Raw genomic sequence first — 15,572 nt, forward strand, 5'->3', positions numbered from 1 at the left:
TTCGGTGCGGAGTACTTGCCCGTCTCTCCCGCCTGCTCTGGCCTGCGCCTTCTCGGGCGGAAAAGACGGTGAAACCCAAGGTCGACCCTCGTGGTCCCACATGTTAGGGTCCTAGGGCTCCCTTTCACGTCCGCACCGGCTACCCACGGCTGCGCGGCACGCCCTGAACATGGAGAAATGGCTCATGTCACGTCCCGTACCAAGGGGACCTGTCGACACCGCCATGGTCCCGCATAGCGAGGCCTCAGCCACTGCGCTGCTGAACCTCTGGCTCAGCCGACCTCAGCAGACCGCACTGTTCCTGGATGTCGACGGAACCCTTCTGGACATCGCCGAATCACCCGGCGCGGTCGTCGTACCGCCCGGGCTGCTCGATGCCCTCACGCACCTGCATCGCCGACTCGACGGTGCCCTGGCCCTGATCAGCGGCCGCCCGGTCGAAGAACTCGACCGGCTCTTTCAACCCTTGCGCCTCGCCGCCAGCGGCGGCCATGGCGCCCACTGGCGCGACAGCGGCGACAGCCCGCTTCGCCGCACCACCAAGGACCTGCCCGCCTGCGTGCGAGTGCAGTTGAACGCCCTGGCGAACCGTCATGTCGGAATCCATGCCGAGGACAAGGGCAGCAGCTACGCGCTGCACTACCGCTCCGCACCCTCGCTGGCGGCCGACTTGCGTGCCGGGTTGCAGGCATTGCTGCGGGCGCCGGAAGGCGCAGGGCTGCGCTTGCTCAACGGCAAACAGGTCTACGAAGTCGTCCCCGAAGGCGTCGACAAGGCCCAGGCGATCCAGCGACTGCTGGGCACGCCGGGCTTTGCCGGGCGCCTGCCGCTGTACATCGGCGACGACGTCACCGACGAACCCGCCATCGCGCTGATGCCGGCCCTGGGCGGTCTCGGCCTCTCGGTCGGGCGTGCCTTGCCCGGCGCCAGCGCGGTGTTCAGCGACGCGGAGCAAGTCCGTGACGCACTCATGCAAGCAGCAGGAGGAAATCACCGATGACGAACCGGCACGAAGGTGCTCTGGAACTGGGCCTGATCGGCAACTGCCGGGTGGCCGCCCTGGTCAACCCGCAGGCACGACTGGTCTGGTGGTGCTACCCGAACTTCGACAGCGATCCGGCTTTCTCCCGGCTACTGGCCGGCGATGACGAAAAAGGCTTTGCCGACGTGGTGCTGGAGAACCAGGCCAGCAGCACCTCCGACTACCAGCGCAACACGGCGATCATCACCACCGTGCTGCGTGACGACAACGGCGGCGCAGTGCGCATCATCGATTTCGCTCCGCGCTTCCTGCAACACGGCCACATCTACCGCCCGGCGCAGCTGTGCCGGTTGATCGAACCCATCGAGGGCGTGCCGAAGATCACCCTGCGCGTGCGCCCGACCCACGGCTACGGCAAGCCCAGCCAAGGCGCCACTGGCTCCAGCCATATCCGCTACCTGGAGGGCGATGAGCCGCTGCGCCTGACCACCGATGCGCCGCTGGCGTACATCCAGCACGAAACGCCGTTCGCCCTGCGTCACCCGGTGAGCCTGGTGATCGGCCTCGATGAGCCGCTCGCCAACGCCCCCGGCGAAGTGGTCCGTGACTATCTGAAACGCACCCAGAACCACTGGCACGATTGGGTGCGTGGGCTGGCCATCTGCTTCGAATGGCAACAGGTGGTGATCCGTTCGGCAATTACCCTGAAGCTGTGCAATTTCGAGGACACCGGGGCGGTCATCGCCGCCGCCACCACCTCCGTGCCGGAGGCACCGGACTCGCAGCGCAACTGGGACTACCGCTACTGCTGGCTGCGCGACGCCTACTTCGTGATCCTCGCCCTCAACCGCCTGGGCGCCACGCGGACCATGGAGGGCTACATCGACTTCATCACCACCGTCGCCAGCGGAGACGCCGAGCTCAAGCCGCTGTACGGGATCATCCCCAACCAGGACCTTACCGAACGCATCGAGCCGGACCTCGCCGGCTTCCTCAACCATGCTCCGGTGCGCGTTGGCAACCAGGCGGTGGAGCAGAACCAGCACGACGTGTTCGGCTCGGTGGCGCTGGCGGTGCTGCAGAGCTTCGTCGACGAGCGCCTGCCCAACCCCAGCAGCGAGGGCATGCTGCAATTGCTGGAGAACCTCGCCGCGAAGGCGGTGCACGCTGCGTTCGAGCCGGATGCCGGCATCTGGGAATACCGCGGTCGCCAGCGCATCCACACTCATTCCGCGCTGCTTTGCTGGGTCGCCTGCGACCGCGTAGGGCGCATCGCCAAACGCCTGGGGCGCAGCGAGGAAGCCGGCGACTGGATGGACAAGGCAGCCAACCTGCGCGAACGCATCCTCGCCGAGGCCTGGAGCGAGAAGAAGCAGTGCTTCACTGGCGCTTTCGGTCACGATGATCTCGATGCCAGCGTGCTGCTGATGAACGAGCTGGGGATCATCGAGGCCGACGATCCGCGTTTCATCGCCACGGTCGAGTGCATCGGCCGCGAACTCAACGTCAACGGGCAGATGTTGCGCTACGCCGCCGCGGATGATTTCGGCGTGCCGGAAACCGCCTTCCTGGTGGTGAAGTTCTGGTACCTCGACGCGCTGGCGGCCATCGGCCGCATCGATGAGGCGCGTCAGCTGTTCGAGCAACTGATCGCCGTGCGCAATCGCTACGGGCTGCTCTCCGAGGACCTGCACCCGGACACCGGCGAACTCTGGGGGAACATCCCGCAGACCTACTCCATGGCCGGGCTGATCAACTCCGCCATGCGTCTTTCCATTGGCTGGGAGGAAGGTCTATGCCGCGCCTCGTGGTGATATCCAACCGGGTCGCGATCCCCGATGAAAACGGTCCCGCGCCGGGCGGGCTGGCCGTGGCGGTAGAAGCCGCCATGCGCAACCGCGAGGGCATCTGGTTCGGCTGGAGCGGCGAGAAGGCCGAGGAGCCGGGCCCGCCGACCATGGTCCAGCGCGACAACCTGCAGTACATCCTCACCGACCTGCACCCGCAGGACTTCGATGAGTACTACAACGGCTTCGCCAACCGCGTGCTCTGGCCGATCCTGCATTACCGGGTCGACCTGGCCGAATTCAACGAGGCCGAGTTCGGCGGCTACCAGCGGGTCAACGAGTTCTTCGCCGAGCGCCTGAGCCCACTGCTGGAGGAGGACGACGTCCTCTGGGTCCACGACTACCACCTGATCCCCCTGGCTGCCGCCCTGAGGCAGCGCGGGCACGGCAACCGCATCGGCTTCTTCCTGCACATCCCGATGCCGCCGGCCGATCTCATCACCGCGCTGCCGCACCACGACGAACTGATCCGCGCGCTCACCGAGTACAACCTGATCGGCTTCCAGACCGAGAACGACGCCAGCAACTTCGCCCGCTACCTGACCCGCGTGGTCGGCGCGGCAACCCCCGATGGCCGGCGTTATCACCTGGAGGACCAGCATTTTCGCGTCGGCGTCTTCCCGGTGGGCGTGGACGCCGGGGGATTCCGCCGGCTGGCCGAGGAGGCTTCGCAGAGCCAGGCGGCCGAGGACCTGCGCGAAAGCCTTGGTGGTCGCGCGTTGATGGTGGGGGTGGACCGTCTCGACTACTCCAAGGGCATCGTCAACCGGCTGGACGGCTACGAGCGCTTCCTCGAACGCAACCCGGACTGGCACAACCGCGTCACCTGCCTGCAGATTTCACCGGGCAGTCGCCAGGATATCCCCGAGTACGCCGACATCGATGCTGCCGTGAGCGCGCGGGTAGGGCACATCAACGGGCGTTTCGGTGCGGTGTCCTGGGTGCCGCTGCGTTATGTGGCACGCAATCACCAGCGCGCGGACATCGCGATGGTCATGCGCCACGCACGGATCGGCCTGGTGACGCCGCTACGGGACGGGATGAACCTGGTCGCCAAGGAATTCGTTGCCGCCCAGGACCCGGACGATCCCGGTGTGCTGATCCTTTCCCAGTTCGCGGGCGCCGCCGCCGAGCTGGGCGGCGCGCTGATCATCAATCCTCACGACCGCGACGCCCTGGCCGACGCCATGCAGCGAGCGCTGCGCATGCCGCTCAAGGAGCGCCAGGCACGCCACCGCGACATGTATGCGGTGCTGGAGGCCAATGACATCCGCTTCTGGGGGCCGAGCTTCATCGACGCGCTGACGCGGCCGGGCAGGGCGCTGAACTGGCTGTCGAACCATTACCTCAGCCACTGAAATGCAAAACCCCGCCATCGCGGGGTTTTCTTCATGCATTCAAACGCTCAGGGCGCCGGTTTCTTTCCATCGGACTTCGCCCACTGGGACTTCCGCTCGACCTTCACTGCCAGTTGGCCAACGGGGATTTCCTGGATTTCGCCACCCTGGGAGAGGAAAGCGGCAATCTTTTCATCGAGCTCCGAACGTTCGCGAATCAGCTGTGAATCAGTCATGAAGTCACCTTTGCGTTGGGCGCCAAACCGGCCCGGCCAGCCTACACGTCTTTGACCTGTCGCGTCGTAATTGCTCGACCATTTGTCAAAATCACCACTGGTCGTGAAAAAAAGCTATGAATTAGCGCCAAACCTTGTATTCTGCATGGGCTGCCTGCCCAGTAACGAGTTCCGCGACTTGATGTTCTTCTACAAGATGCTCCATCTCCTCGGCACCTCTTCACTACGCATTCAGCTCATCGCCGGTCGGCTTTCGGCCGGCCTTTAGCATTCTTTTAGGAGACAACATCATGTCCGATCGTCAAAACGGCATCGTCAAGTGGTTCAACGCTGAGAAGGGCTTCGGCTTCATCACCCCGGAAAGCGGCCCGGACGTATTCGTTCACTTCCGTCAGATCGAAGGCAACGGCTACAAGTCCCTCGACGAAGGCCAGAAGGTCAGCTTCGTTGTGACTGCCGGCCAGAAAGGCCCGCAAGCTGAACAAGTTCGCGCTGTCTAATCGACATCGCTGACGAAAGAGCCCCGCTTCGGCGGGGCTTTTTTTTGCCTGCGATTTACCCTGCTGACTCTTTGGGGTGCACAAACAAAAACGCCCGGTGCACTGCACCGGGCGTTTTTCGTGGCTGGGCGCTGAGCGCTCAGGTCATTCCTGCTGCGGGTCGAACTGCTTGTCGCGGATCAGCAGGGCGGGGATGACGCCGCAGATGAAGTACGCCGCGCCCATCACCAGGAAGCCGACGCCAATGGACATCTGCGTAGCGAGGAAGCCGATCACCGCCGGGGCGATGGCTGCGCCGATGCGGCCGATGTTGTAGGCCCCGCCCACTGCCGTGCCACGGAAGGCGGCGGCGAAGCTCTCGGTCATGTAGGTCGCGTTCACGCCGTACGGGATGCCATAGAGGAAGCCGAACACCACCAGCATCCAGAGAATGTTCTCGGGGCTGTGGAACAGCACGATCACCGGCAGGAACACCGCGGTGCCCAGGGCGCCGAAGGAGAATACGGTGCGACGGCCGAACCAGTCGGCGGCGACGCCGGCCAGGACCTTGCCGAGGATCATCGCGGCATAGGTGCCCACCAGGTACGAGGTCATGGCCTTGAAGTTCATGCCCATCTCGGTTTCCAGGTACGACGGCATCCAGTTGTTCACGCCGTAGTAGCCGAACTGCAGGAAACCGGCGGTCAGTGCCCAGAACAGGAACATGCGGCTGGCCTTCGGATCGCTGAAGATCTGGCGGAAGGCATTCTGCCGGGGTGCAGTGGCTGCGCGGCCGGACGAGCCTTCGGCCTTGCGCTGCTGGCGTTCGGCCTGCGCCTGGACCCAGGCGGCGGGTTCGGGGATCAGCTTGCGCATGGCGATGGCCAGCACCACCGGGATGATGGCGATGTAGAACAGGTAGCGCCAGCCATGGTCCGGCAGGATCCAGCCGGCCAGCAGGGTGGCGACGATGTAACCGACCGACCAGCCGGCCTGCAGGGTGCCGAGCACGGTGGTGCGGTATTTGGTCGGCACGTACTCGGCCATCAGCGTGTTGCAGGCCACGTACAGCGCGCCGAGGCCCAGCGAGGCGACGAAGCGCGCGGCGGCGAACTGCCAGTAATTGTGGGTCAGCCCGAGGATGGCGGTGCCGACGGAGAACAGCACGATGGTCCAGACCACCGTCTTGACCCGGCCGAAGCGGTCGCAGGCCCAGCCGCCATAGATGCCGCCGAAGGCCATGCCGGCCAGGGTGACGCTGCCCAGGCTGCCGGCCTGGAGGTTGCTCAGGCCGAACTCGGCCTTGAGGCTGGTGAGGCTGTAGGAGAGGAGCATCAGGTCTGCGCCATCGATCAGCAGACCGAGGAAGCAGAAGGCGAAGACCAGGACCCAGGTCTTGCTCTGGGTGGCAGCGGTTGCAGCCGTTGCGGAAGCAGTGTTTTCCATGAACGAATTACCTGTTGTAGTTGTTGGCGGGGCGGTTGGCCGACCCTCGGTAAGCGTGCGTGCGAATCCTGCCGGCAGGCGCGTGGTGCGTGGCCACGCGCTGCCGAATCGGGTGCCTCAGAACTGGTGCATCAGGACTGGGCTTCGCGGATCATGTTGCGGGCGATGATCACCTGCTGGATCTGGGTGGTGCCCTCGTAGAGTCGGAACAGGCGGACGTCGCGGTAGAAGCGCTCGATGGCGTACTCGCTGACGTAGCCGGCGCCGCCGTGGATCTGGACGCAGCGGTCGGCCACGCGGCCGCACATCTCGGTGGCGAACATCTTTGCGCAGGAGGCTTCGGTGCTGACGTTGCGGCCCTCATCGCGCTTGCGCGCGGCGTCCAGCACCATGCAGCGGGCGGCGTAGATCTCGGCCTTGCTGTCGGCCAGCATTGCCTGGATCAGCTGGAACTCGGCGATCGGCTGGCCGAACTGCTTGCGCTCCAGGGCGTATTGCAGCGCGTCGGCGAGCATGCGCTCGGCGGCGCCGACACTCAGCGCGGCGATGTGCAGGCGGCCCTTGTCGAGCACCTTCATGGCGGTCTTGAAGCCCACGCCCTCGACGCCGCCGATCAGTTGGCTGGCGGGGATGCGTACGTTGTCGAAGATCACGTCGCTGGTGTGAGCGCCTTTCTGGCCCATCTTGTGGTCCGGCTTGCCCAGGGAAATACCCGGCGTGCCGCGCTCGACGATGAACGCGCTGATGCCAGCGGAACCCTTGATCGCCGGGTTGGTGCGGGCCATCACCGTATAGATGCCGGCATGCGGGGCGTTGGTGATGAAGCGCTTGGTGCCGTTGAGCACATAGAAGTCGCCATCGCGCACGGCGGTGGTTTTCAGCGAAGCGGCATCGGAGCCCGAGTCCGGCTCGGTCAGGCAGAAGGCACTGAGCAGTTCGCCGCTGGCGAGCTTGGGCAGGTAGTGGGCTTTCTGCTCCGGCGTGCCGTCGATCAGGATGCCGATGGAGCCGATGCCGTTGTTGGTGCCGATGTAGGAACGGAAGGCGGGGGAGGTGCGGCCGAGTTCGAAGGTGATGTTCACCTCTTCTTCCATGGTCACGCCCAGGCCGCCGAACTCTTCGGGGATGGTCAGGCCGAACAGGCCCATCTCGCGCATCTGCTGGACGATGTCCTGCGGGATCGCGTCGGTCTCGGCGACCTCGTTCTCCCGCGGGATCAGCACTTCGCCGACGAACTGGTGGATGGAATCCAGAAGTATCTGCAGCGTTTCTGGGTCTCGGATCATGTGCACTCCTCAAAAGGCCCGCGAGCGGGCCTGTCTTCCGAGGCACCGTCACCCGAGATTCAGCGAGCGGCGGCACCTATGTTGTTGACCATGTTGATCAGGCGGGGCCCGATGTCGTCCTCGAGCTTCTCCCGTGTCAGCTGGAAGCTCGGGCCGCCGCAGTTGAAGGCCAGGAGCCCGTACTGCGGATGTACCAAGGGCACGGCGACGGAGTTGACGTCGCGGTGCCATTCGCCGATCGACAGGCAGTAGCCGTAATCGGTGAAGTCCCTGAAGGCGCGGTCCAGACCCTTGCGGATGGCCGGCCAGTTTTCCGGTTCGCGCTGGCGAACGTGGTCGAGCAGGAATTCCCGCTCGTTCTCTGGCATCGCCGCGAGACACGCGCGGCCCACCGAACTCGCCGCCAGCGGCAGGTAACTGCCGATCTGCCGGCGCATCGTCATGTTTCCCTGGCCCTGCACGACGTCCACATAGACCATCTGCAGGCGGTCGCGGGCAGCCATGGCCACCGCCGCCTGGGCGTGGTTGGCCAGTTCCTCCATCAGCGGATGAGCCACCGCGCGGATCGACAGGTTCGACAGCATCGCGTAGCCGAAACCCAGCACGCCGACGTCCAGCTGGTACTTGCCCGAATGCACCTCGCGCTTGAGGCAACCCAGGCGCATCAGGGTGTTGGTCAGGCGCGTCACGGTCGGCTTGGGCAGGTCGGTCTTGCGCGCCAGGTCCTGGTTGCTCAGCACGTTTTCCCGTGGCGTGAAGCAACGCAGGATCTCCAGGCCGCGAGCCAGGGCCGTTACGAACTGGCCGCTGTTTTCCTCTTCGCTCAGTGCCGTGGCGGGGTCATACAGTCCCCGTTCCAGCAGGCCGATCTCGCCTTCGTTTTTCGTCGGCGCAGCCGAATCCATCTCCGTCTTGTTGCGGCGCATGGTAGAACCCCTATTCACGGAAAATCAATAAAATAAAATACAGTTTCGTCAGGCGAAATTGTAATGGGTCTGGACCAGTTAGTACAGGCGTGCCCTTAAAAATATTCAAAGCCGCGTATTCAAAGGCTTTGAGAGGGTGTGTCGATCTTCACCGTTTACAGGCTGGATGGGGTGTCACTATGATGAAATCGAAATACGGAATGTAGTTTCGTCAGACGAAACAGATAAGAGGTCAGAGCTCCAATGAATACCAGCGTGGTTCATCTCGATATCCAGGCCGATGGTGTGGCGGTCGTCCGCATCGACCGACCGGAAGCCAAGAACGCCTTGAATGCGGCCGTGCGTCAGCAGCTGGCCGAGCACTTCCGTGCCCTGAGCGACAACCGTGACGTTCGTGCGGTGGTGCTGACCGGGGGGGAGGAGTGCTTCGTCGCCGGGGCGGACATCCGCGAATTCGCCCAGGCCAGCCCCATCGAGATGTACCGCCGTCACACCGAACTGCTTTGGGAAGCCATCTCGCGCTGCCCGAAACCGGTGATCGCCGCCGTGAATGGCTTCGCCCTGGGCGGCGGCTGCGAGCTGGCGATGCACTGCGACATCATCGTCGCCGGTGAGTCCGCGCGTTTCGGCCAGCCGGAAGTGAAGCTCGGCCTGATGCCCGGCGCGGGTGGCACCCAGCGGCTGATCCGCGCCGTGGGCAAGTTCCAGGCGATGCGCATCGCCCTGACCGGTTGCCTGATCAAGGCGCCGGAAGCCCTGGCTATCGGCATGCTCAGCGAAGTGGTGGAAGACGCGCGCACGCTGCCCCGCGCGCTGGAGCTGGCCGCCGAGATCGCCGCACTGCCGCCGCTGGCTGTGGCACAGATCAAGGAAGTGATGCTCGCCGGCGCCGACCTGCCGCTGGAGAGTGCCCTGACCCTGGAGCGCAAGGCCTTCCAGCTGCTGTTCGATTCGCAGGACCAGAAGGAGGGCGCCGCCGCCTTCCTGGAAAAACGCAAAGCCAGCTTCCTGGGGGAATGAGCATGACCCTTTCTTTCGAGCGCATCGAGCGCATGGCCATTGTCGGCACCGGTGTCATGGGCAGCGGCATCGCCCAGATCGCCGCCCAGGCCGGCATCCAGGTGAAACTCTTCGACGCCCGCGACGGCGCTGCGCAAGCGGCCCGCGATAACCTCGGCCGGACCCTCGCCAAGCTGGCGGAGAAGGGCAAGATCACCGCCGCCGAGGCCGACGCCACCCTGGCGCGCCTGCTGGTCGCCGGCTCCCTGAGCGAACTGGCAGATTCCGACCTGGTGGTCGAAGCGATCATCGAGCGCCTGGATGCCAAGCAGGCGCTGCTGGCCGAGCTGGAAGCCGTGGTCAGCGCCGACTGCATTCTCGCGACCAATACCTCGTCGCTGTCGGTCACCAGCATCGCCCGTGGCTGCCAGCATCCGCAGCGGGTGGCGGGCTTCCACTTCTTCAACCCGGTGCCGCTGATGAAGGTGGTCGAGGTGATCGACGGCCTGGCCAGCGACCCGCAGGTCGGCGACAGCCTGGTGGCTCTGGCTGCGCGCATGGGCCATCGCGGCATCCGCGCCAAGGATACCCCTGGCTTCATCATCAACCACGCCGGCCGCGCCTACAGCACCGAAGCATTGCAGATGCTCAAGGAAGCCATCGCCGAACCGGCCGATATTGACCGCATCCTGCGTGAGGGCCTGGGCTTCCGAATGGGCCCGCTGGAGCTGTTCGACCTCACTGCGCTGGATGTGTCGCACCCAGTGATCGAGTCCATCTACAACCAGTTCTACCAGGAGCCGCGCTATCGCCCGGCGGCGCTGACCCGGCAGATGCTCGAAGCCGGCTTCGTCGGCCGCAAGGTCGGCCGCGGCTTCTATCGCTACGCCGACGGCAAGATGATCGATGCGCCCGCACCGCAACCGGTGCCGAGCGTTGCCGCATTGCCGCCGGTGTGGATCGGTGCGGAGAACGACCAGGACCGCGAACGCCTCGGCGAACTGCTGAAACAGCTCGGCGCGAAGCTGGAGCAGGGCGCCCAGCCGAGCAGCGAGGCGCTGTGCCTGCTGGCTCCCTATGGCGTCGATGCGACCACGGCCTGCCAGAACTTCTCTACCGACCCGGCGCGCAGCCTGTGCATCGACTTGCTGCTGGACCTACAGCGCCACCGCTGCCTGATGCAGAACCCGGCGACCTCCACCGTCATGCGCGATGCCGCCCACGCGCTGCTGGCGGCTGACGGTGTGGGCGTCACGGTGATCAATGACAGCGTCGGCTTCGTCGCCCAGCGCGTACTGGCGCTGATCGTCAACCTGGCCGGCGACATCGTCCAGCAGCGCATCGCCAGTGTCGATGACCTCGATGAAGGCGTGCGCCGTGGCCTGGGTTACCCGCAAGGCCCGCTGGCCTGGGGCGACAGCGTCGGCCCGGCGCGCCTGCTGACCATTCTCGAACGCATGACCGGCCTGACCGGCGACGCCCGTTACCGCCCCGGCCCCTGGCTGCGCCGCCGCGCCGCGCTGGGGTTGTCGCTGCGCCATGCCGAGCCCGCGCTGGGCTGAGGCCCGGCGTCCACCTCTTTCAAGGAGACTTCCATGCTCAATGCCTACATCTACGCCGGCCTGCGCACCCCCTTCGGGCGCCATGGCGGCGCCCTGGCTCCAGTGCGCCCGGACGACCTGATCGCCCAGGTGATCCGCGAGCTGCTGGCGCATACCAGCGTGCCCGGCGAAGCCATCGAGGACGTGATCCTCGGCAACACCAACCAGGCCGGTGAAGACAGCCGCAACATCGCCCGCCATGCTGCGCTGCTCGCCGGCCTGCCGGTAACCGTGCCGGGGCAGACGGTGAACCGCCTGTGCGCCAGCGGCCTGGCGGCCGTCATCGACGCGGCGCGTGCCGTGACCTGTGGCGAAGGCGAACTGTTTGTTGCTGGCGGCGTGGAAAGCATGTCCCGCGCGCCCTTCGTCATGGCCAAGGCCGAGGTCGCCTACAGCCGCGACCTGACGGTGTTCGACAGCACCATCGGCGCGCGCTTCCCCAACCCGAAGATCATCGCCGGGTTCGGCAACGACAGCATGCCGGAGACCGGCGACAACGTGGCCCGCGAATTCGGCATCAGCCGCGAGCAGGCCGACCGTTTCGCCGCGCGCTCCCAGGCCAACTATGAAGCCGCCCGCGAGGCCGGTTTCTTCGCCGGGGAAATCCTCCCGGTCAGCGTGCCCACTGGGCGCAAGACGCCGCCGAACGTAGTCGAGCAGGACGAACATCCGCGTCCGTCTTCCGATGAAGCCGCGCTGGCCCGTCTGAAGCCGCTGTCCGAAGGTGGCGTGGTCACTGCCGGCAACGCTTCCGGTGTCAACGACGGTGCGGCCGCGCTGCTGATCGGTTCGGCTGCGGCGGGTGAGCGCCACGGCCTCAAGCCGCTGGCGCGGATTCTCTCGGCGGCGGCGGTCGGCGTGGAGCCGCGCATCATGGGCGTCGGCCCGGTGGAGGCGATCAACAAGGCGCTTGCCCGCGCCGAACTGACCCTGGCCGACATGGACATCATCGAGATCAACGAGGCCTTCGCCTCCCAGGTGCTCGGCTGCCTGCACGGCCTGGGCGTGGACTTCGACGATGCGCGGGTCAACCCCAACGGCGGCGCCATCGCCGTCGGCCACCCGCTGGGCGCCTCCGGCGCGCGGCTGGCGCTGAGCGTGGCGCGACAACTGCAGCGCAGCGGTCAACGCTATGCGGTGATCAGCCTGTGCATCGGTGTGGGCCAGGGGCTCGCCATGGTTATCGAGCGCGCGTGAGCGCGCCTGCGAGGAATTGAAGATGGGTGCTTTGAGCGGATACCGCGTACTCGACCTCAGCCGCGTGCTGGCCGGCCCCTGGTGCGGCCAGGTGCTGGCCGACCTGGGCGCGGAAGTGATCAAGATCGAACGTCCCGGCGTGGGTGACGACACCCGCGGCTGGGGCCCGCCCTACATGAAGGCTGCCGACGGCTCGGACAGCTCCGAGGCGGCGTACTACCAGTCGACCAACCGCAACAAGCTGTCGGTGGCGCTGAACCTGGCGACGGAAGAAGGGCAGGCGCTGGTGCGTGCGCTGGCCTGCGAGTGCGACGTGCTGATCGAGAACTACAAGGCCGGCTCGCTGGCCAAGTACGGGCTGGATTACGACAGCCTGTCGAAGGTCAATCCGCGGCTGGTCTACTGCTCCATCACCGGCTTCGGCCAGACCGGCCCGCGCGCCGAGGAGCCCGGCTACGACTTCATCATCCAGGGCATGGGCGGGCTGATGAGCATCACCGGCGAGAAGGACGGCGTGCCCGGCGCCAGCCCGCAGAAGGTTGGTGTCGCCGTGTCCGACGTGATGACCGGCCTGTACTCGGTGGTCGCCATCCAGGCCGCGCTGCTGGCGCGGGAGAAGACCGGACGTGGCCAGCACTGCGACATGGCGCTGCTCGACGTGCAGGTCGCCATGCTCGGCAACCAGAGCCAGAACTTCCTCGCCACCGGCCGCTCGCCGGGCCGCCAGGGCAACGCCCACGTCAACATCGTGCCGTACCAGGTGTTCAGCGCGCAGGACATGGACTTCATCATCGCCTGCGGCAACGACAGCCAGTTCGTTTCCCTGTGCGACGCCATCGGCCTGCCCGAGTTGCCGAAGGACCCGCGCTTCACCCGTAACGCCGACCGCGTGCGCAACCGCGACGTGATCGTCGGCAAGCTGGCCGAACACTTCCAGGGCGACACCGCCGACAACTGGGTACGGCGCATCCACGCGATGAAGGTGCCGGTCGGTGTGATCAACGATATCGGCCGAGCGCTGGACGAGCCGCAGGTGGTGGCCCGCGACATGCTGGTTGAGATTCCCCACGCGCAGAACCCCGCGTTCCGCATGGTCGGCAGCCCCTTGAAGCTGTCCGAGACCCCGGTGGAATACCAGCGCCCGGCACCGATGCTCGGCGAACACACCGACGAGGTGCTCAAGCGCCGCCTGGGGCTCGATGACGCGCGCCTGGCCGCGCTCAAGGCCGAGGGTGTGATCGAACAGCTGGGTAAACCCTGACGCTTCAAGGGTCGCAAGAGAGTAGGGCGCATAACGCGCCAGTGTTATCCGCCGCTGGCCGAATGACGGCGGATAACCGCAAGCGGTTATGCGCCCTACGTTCGTTGAGTTCGTTCGCGAGCAAGCTCGCTCCTACAGGTGTTCCCCCATTGCTCTTGGTCGGAGCGAGCTTGCTCGCGAACCCACCCCAAACGCAGCGCCGAACCATGACGGCGCAAGCCAAGGAAACAACCGAATGAAAGTGCTGGTCGCGGTAAAACGCGTGGTCGATTACAACGTCAAGGTTCGCGTCAAGGCGGACCACTCCGGCGTCGATCTCGCCAACGTAAAGATGTCCATGAACCCCTTCTGCGAAATCGCCGTGGAAGAGGCCGTCCGCCTGAAAGAGAAAGGCGTCGTCACCGAGATCGTTGCGGTCTCCGTCGGCCCGACCGCTGGCCAGGAGCAGCTGCGTACCGCATTGGCCCTCGGTGCAGACCGTGCCGTGCTGGTCGAGAGCAATGACGAGCTGAACTCGCTCGCCGTGGCGAAAGTACTGAAAGCCATTGTCGACCAGGAGCAGCCGCAGCTGGTCATCCTCGGCAAGCAGGCCATCGACAGCGACAACAACCAGACCGGCCAGATGCTGGCTGCGCTGACCGGCTACGCCCAGGGCACCTTCGCCTCCAAGGTTGAAGTCGCTGGCGACAAGGTCAACGTCACCCGTGAAATCGACGGCGGCCTGCAGACCGTTGCCCTGAACCTGCCGGCAATCGTCACCACCGACCTGCGCCTGAACGAGCCGCGCTACGCGTCGCTGCCGAACATCATGAAGGCGAAGAAGAAGCCGCTGGAAATCCTCACCCCCGATGCACTGGGCATCTCCACGGCCTCCACCGTGAAGACCCTCAAGGTGGAAGCGCCCGCCGCGCGCAGCGCCGGCATCAAGGTGAAATCGGTGGCCGAACTGGTCGAGAAACTGAAGAACGAAGCGAAGGTGATCTGATGGCTGTTTTGGTTGTTGCAGAACATTCGAATGACGCGCTGGGCGCCGCGACGCTGAATACCGTTGCCGCCGCGCAGAAGATTGGCGGCGAAATCAGCGTGCTGGTCGCTGGCCAGAACGTCGGTGGCGTGGCTGAAGCCGCTGCCAGGATCGCTGGTGTTGCCAAGGTGCTGGTCGCCGACAACGCCGCCTACGCGCACCAGCTGCCGGAGAATGTGGCTCCGCTGATCGCAGCTCTTGTTGGTGAGAATGGGGGCAAGGGCTACAACCACGTGCTGGCCCCGGCCACCACCAATGGCAAGAACTTCCTGCCGCGCGTTGCCGCCCTGCTGGACGTCGACCAGATCTCCGAGATCATCGAAGTCGTCAGCGCCGACACCTTCAAGCGCCCGATCTATGCCGGTAACGCCATCGCTACCGTGCAGTCCTCGGCTGCCATCAAGGTCATCACCGTACGTGGCACCGGCTTCGACGCCGTCGCTGCCGAAGGTGGTTCCGCCGCTGTTGAAGCCGTTTCCGGCCCGGCTGACGCTGGCAAGTCCGCCTTCGTAGGCGAAGAACTGGCCAAGTCCGACCGTCCGGAACTGACCGCTGCCAAGATCGTCGTTTCCGGCGGCCGTGGCATGGGCAATGGCGACAACTTCAGCATCCTTTACTCCCTGGCTGACAAGCTGGGCGCTGCCGTCGGCGCTTCCCGCGCTGCCGTGGACGCCGGCTTCGTGCCGAACGACATGCAGGTCGGCCAGACCGGCAAGATCGTTGCTCCGCAGCTGTACGTGGCCGTCGGTATTTCCGGCGCCATCCAGCACCTGGCGGGCATGAATGATTCGAAAGTGATCGTTGCGATCAACAAGGACGAAGAGGCGCCGATCTTCCAGGTCGCCGACTACGGCCTGGTCGCCGATCTGTTCGAGGCCGTACCGGAGCTGGAACGGACTATCTGATCCGGCTCATTCCCCTGGCCGGGCCAGCCGTCATCGGCCCGGCGTT

Annotated in this window: 14 protein-coding genes; 10 read left to right on the forward strand and 4 right to left on the reverse strand. The window is 65.4% G+C overall.

Annotation, left to right across the window (positions count from 1 at the left end):
* The first annotated feature begins 184 nt into the window (after nt 1-184).
* Genes otsB through otsA form a run of 3 tightly spaced genes read left to right on the forward strand, consistent with a single transcriptional unit; the run spans nt 185 to nt 4,187 of the window.
* Nucleotides 185-1,000, forward strand: a complete 816-nt coding sequence (otsB, locus tag ABKS89_RS14810; protein WP_348588891.1) for a trehalose-phosphatase — start codon at nt 185-187, stop codon at nt 998-1,000.
* Entirely contained in the window at nt 997-2,796 is a 1,800-nt protein-coding gene (locus tag ABKS89_RS14815; RefSeq protein ID WP_348588890.1) for a glycoside hydrolase family 15 protein, read from the forward strand. Before otsB ends, ABKS89_RS14815 begins: the two co-directional genes overlap by 4 nt.
* Complete coding sequence (gene otsA / locus ABKS89_RS14820) at nt 2,778-4,187, forward strand: alpha,alpha-trehalose-phosphate synthase (UDP-forming) (RefSeq protein ID WP_138216693.1); 1,410 nt, start codon at nt 2,778-2,780, stop codon at nt 4,185-4,187. Before ABKS89_RS14815 ends, otsA begins: the two co-directional genes overlap by 19 nt.
* A gap of 47 nt (nt 4,188-4,234) precedes the next feature.
* Here the strand turns inward: otsA and ABKS89_RS14825 are convergent, their stop codons facing one another.
* On the reverse strand, nt 4,235-4,402 hold the full coding sequence (locus tag ABKS89_RS14825; protein ID WP_167523180.1) for a hypothetical protein: 168 nt from the start codon (nt 4,400-4,402) through the stop codon (nt 4,235-4,237).
* Between the two features lie 290 nt (nt 4,403-4,692).
* Between ABKS89_RS14825 and ABKS89_RS14830 the strand changes: the two genes are divergently transcribed.
* Complete coding sequence (locus tag ABKS89_RS14830; protein WP_017518411.1) at nt 4,693-4,902, forward strand: cold-shock protein; 210 nt, start codon at nt 4,693-4,695, stop codon at nt 4,900-4,902.
* Nucleotides 4,903-5,046: 144 nt separating this feature from the next.
* Here the strand turns inward: ABKS89_RS14830 and ABKS89_RS14835 are convergent, their stop codons facing one another.
* The 3 genes from ABKS89_RS14835 to ABKS89_RS14845 form a co-directional block, all read right to left on the reverse strand.
* Nucleotides 5,047-6,327: an MFS transporter gene (locus ABKS89_RS14835; protein ID WP_348588889.1), complete on the reverse strand. Its 1,281-nt coding sequence runs from the start codon at nt 6,325-6,327 to the stop codon at nt 5,047-5,049.
* Nucleotides 6,328-6,458: 131 nt separating this feature from the next.
* Entirely contained in the window at nt 6,459-7,613 is a 1,155-nt protein-coding gene (locus ABKS89_RS14840; RefSeq protein ID WP_138216691.1) for an acyl-CoA dehydrogenase family protein, read from the reverse strand.
* A gap of 59 nt (nt 7,614-7,672) precedes the next feature.
* Nucleotides 7,673-8,539, reverse strand: coding sequence for an IclR family transcriptional regulator (locus ABKS89_RS14845; RefSeq protein WP_081520824.1), 867 nt, complete (start codon nt 8,537-8,539; stop codon nt 7,673-7,675).
* Between the two features lie 243 nt (nt 8,540-8,782).
* Here ABKS89_RS14845 and ABKS89_RS14850 point away from each other — a divergent pair, with 243 nt between their 5' ends.
* From ABKS89_RS14850 to ABKS89_RS14875, 6 genes are all read left to right on the forward strand, one after another.
* Nucleotides 8,783-9,559 (forward strand): enoyl-CoA hydratase, encoded by a 777-nt coding sequence (locus tag ABKS89_RS14850; RefSeq protein WP_081520823.1) that lies wholly within the window; start codon nt 8,783-8,785, stop codon nt 9,557-9,559.
* Nucleotides 9,556-11,100, forward strand: a complete 1,545-nt coding sequence (locus ABKS89_RS14855) for a 3-hydroxyacyl-CoA dehydrogenase (protein WP_348588888.1) — start codon at nt 9,556-9,558, stop codon at nt 11,098-11,100. Before ABKS89_RS14850 ends, ABKS89_RS14855 begins: the two co-directional genes overlap by 4 nt.
* Nucleotides 11,101-11,133: 33 nt before the next feature.
* Nucleotides 11,134-12,336: a 3-oxoadipyl-CoA thiolase gene (locus ABKS89_RS14860; protein ID WP_348588887.1), complete on the forward strand. Its 1,203-nt coding sequence runs from the start codon at nt 11,134-11,136 to the stop codon at nt 12,334-12,336.
* A gap of 22 nt (nt 12,337-12,358) precedes the next feature.
* Nucleotides 12,359-13,597: a CaiB/BaiF CoA transferase family protein gene (locus ABKS89_RS14865; RefSeq protein WP_348588886.1), complete on the forward strand. Its 1,239-nt coding sequence runs from the start codon at nt 12,359-12,361 to the stop codon at nt 13,595-13,597.
* A 235-nt stretch (nt 13,598-13,832) separates the two neighbouring features.
* Nucleotides 13,833-14,582: an electron transfer flavoprotein subunit beta/FixA family protein gene (locus ABKS89_RS14870; protein ID WP_348588885.1), complete on the forward strand. Its 750-nt coding sequence runs from the start codon at nt 13,833-13,835 to the stop codon at nt 14,580-14,582.
* Nucleotides 14,582-15,526: an FAD-binding protein gene (locus tag ABKS89_RS14875; protein WP_518301025.1), complete on the forward strand. Its 945-nt coding sequence runs from the start codon at nt 14,582-14,584 to the stop codon at nt 15,524-15,526. Before ABKS89_RS14870 ends, ABKS89_RS14875 begins: the two co-directional genes overlap by 1 nt.
* The last annotated feature ends 46 nt before the right edge of the window (nt 15,527-15,572 follow it).

Source organism: Pseudomonas sp. LABIM340 (assembly GCF_040017195.2).
Taxonomy (GTDB): Bacteria; Pseudomonadota; Gammaproteobacteria; order Pseudomonadales; family Pseudomonadaceae; genus Pseudomonas.

What these genes read in the sequence shown, in the direction of transcription:
- ABKS89_RS14840 (WP_138216691.1), bottom strand. Translation starts at nt 7,613, where the DNA reads ATGATCCGAGACCCAGAAACGCTGCAGATACTTCTGGATTCCATCCAC.
- ABKS89_RS14855 (WP_348588888.1), top strand. Translation starts at nt 9,556, where the DNA reads ATGAGCATGACCCTTTCTTTCGAGCGCATCGAGCGCATGGCCATTGTC.
- ABKS89_RS14865 (WP_348588886.1), top strand. Translation starts at nt 12,359, where the DNA reads ATGGGTGCTTTGAGCGGATACCGCGTACTCGACCTCAGCCGCGTGCTG.
- ABKS89_RS14815 (WP_348588890.1), top strand. Translation starts at nt 997, where the DNA reads ATGACGAACCGGCACGAAGGTGCTCTGGAACTGGGCCTGATCGGCAAC.
- otsB (WP_348588891.1), top strand. Translation starts at nt 185, where the DNA reads ATGTCACGTCCCGTACCAAGGGGACCTGTCGACACCGCCATGGTCCCG.
- ABKS89_RS14860 (WP_348588887.1), top strand. Translation starts at nt 11,134, where the DNA reads ATGCTCAATGCCTACATCTACGCCGGCCTGCGCACCCCCTTCGGGCGC.
- ABKS89_RS14850 (WP_081520823.1), top strand. Translation starts at nt 8,783, where the DNA reads ATGAATACCAGCGTGGTTCATCTCGATATCCAGGCCGATGGTGTGGCG.
- ABKS89_RS14835 (WP_348588889.1), bottom strand. Translation starts at nt 6,327, where the DNA reads ATGGAAAACACTGCTTCCGCAACGGCTGCAACCGCTGCCACCCAGAGC.
- otsA (WP_138216693.1), top strand. Translation starts at nt 2,778, where the DNA reads ATGCCGCGCCTCGTGGTGATATCCAACCGGGTCGCGATCCCCGATGAA.
- ABKS89_RS14825 (WP_167523180.1), bottom strand. Translation starts at nt 4,402, where the DNA reads ATGACTGATTCACAGCTGATTCGCGAACGTTCGGAGCTCGATGAAAAG.
- ABKS89_RS14875 (WP_518301025.1), top strand. Translation starts at nt 14,582, where the DNA reads ATGGCTGTTTTGGTTGTTGCAGAACATTCGAATGACGCGCTGGGCGCC.
- ABKS89_RS14870 (WP_348588885.1), top strand. Translation starts at nt 13,833, where the DNA reads ATGAAAGTGCTGGTCGCGGTAAAACGCGTGGTCGATTACAACGTCAAG.
- ABKS89_RS14830 (WP_017518411.1), top strand. Translation starts at nt 4,693, where the DNA reads ATGTCCGATCGTCAAAACGGCATCGTCAAGTGGTTCAACGCTGAGAAG.
- ABKS89_RS14845 (WP_081520824.1), bottom strand. Translation starts at nt 8,539, where the DNA reads ATGCGCCGCAACAAGACGGAGATGGATTCGGCTGCGCCGACGAAAAAC.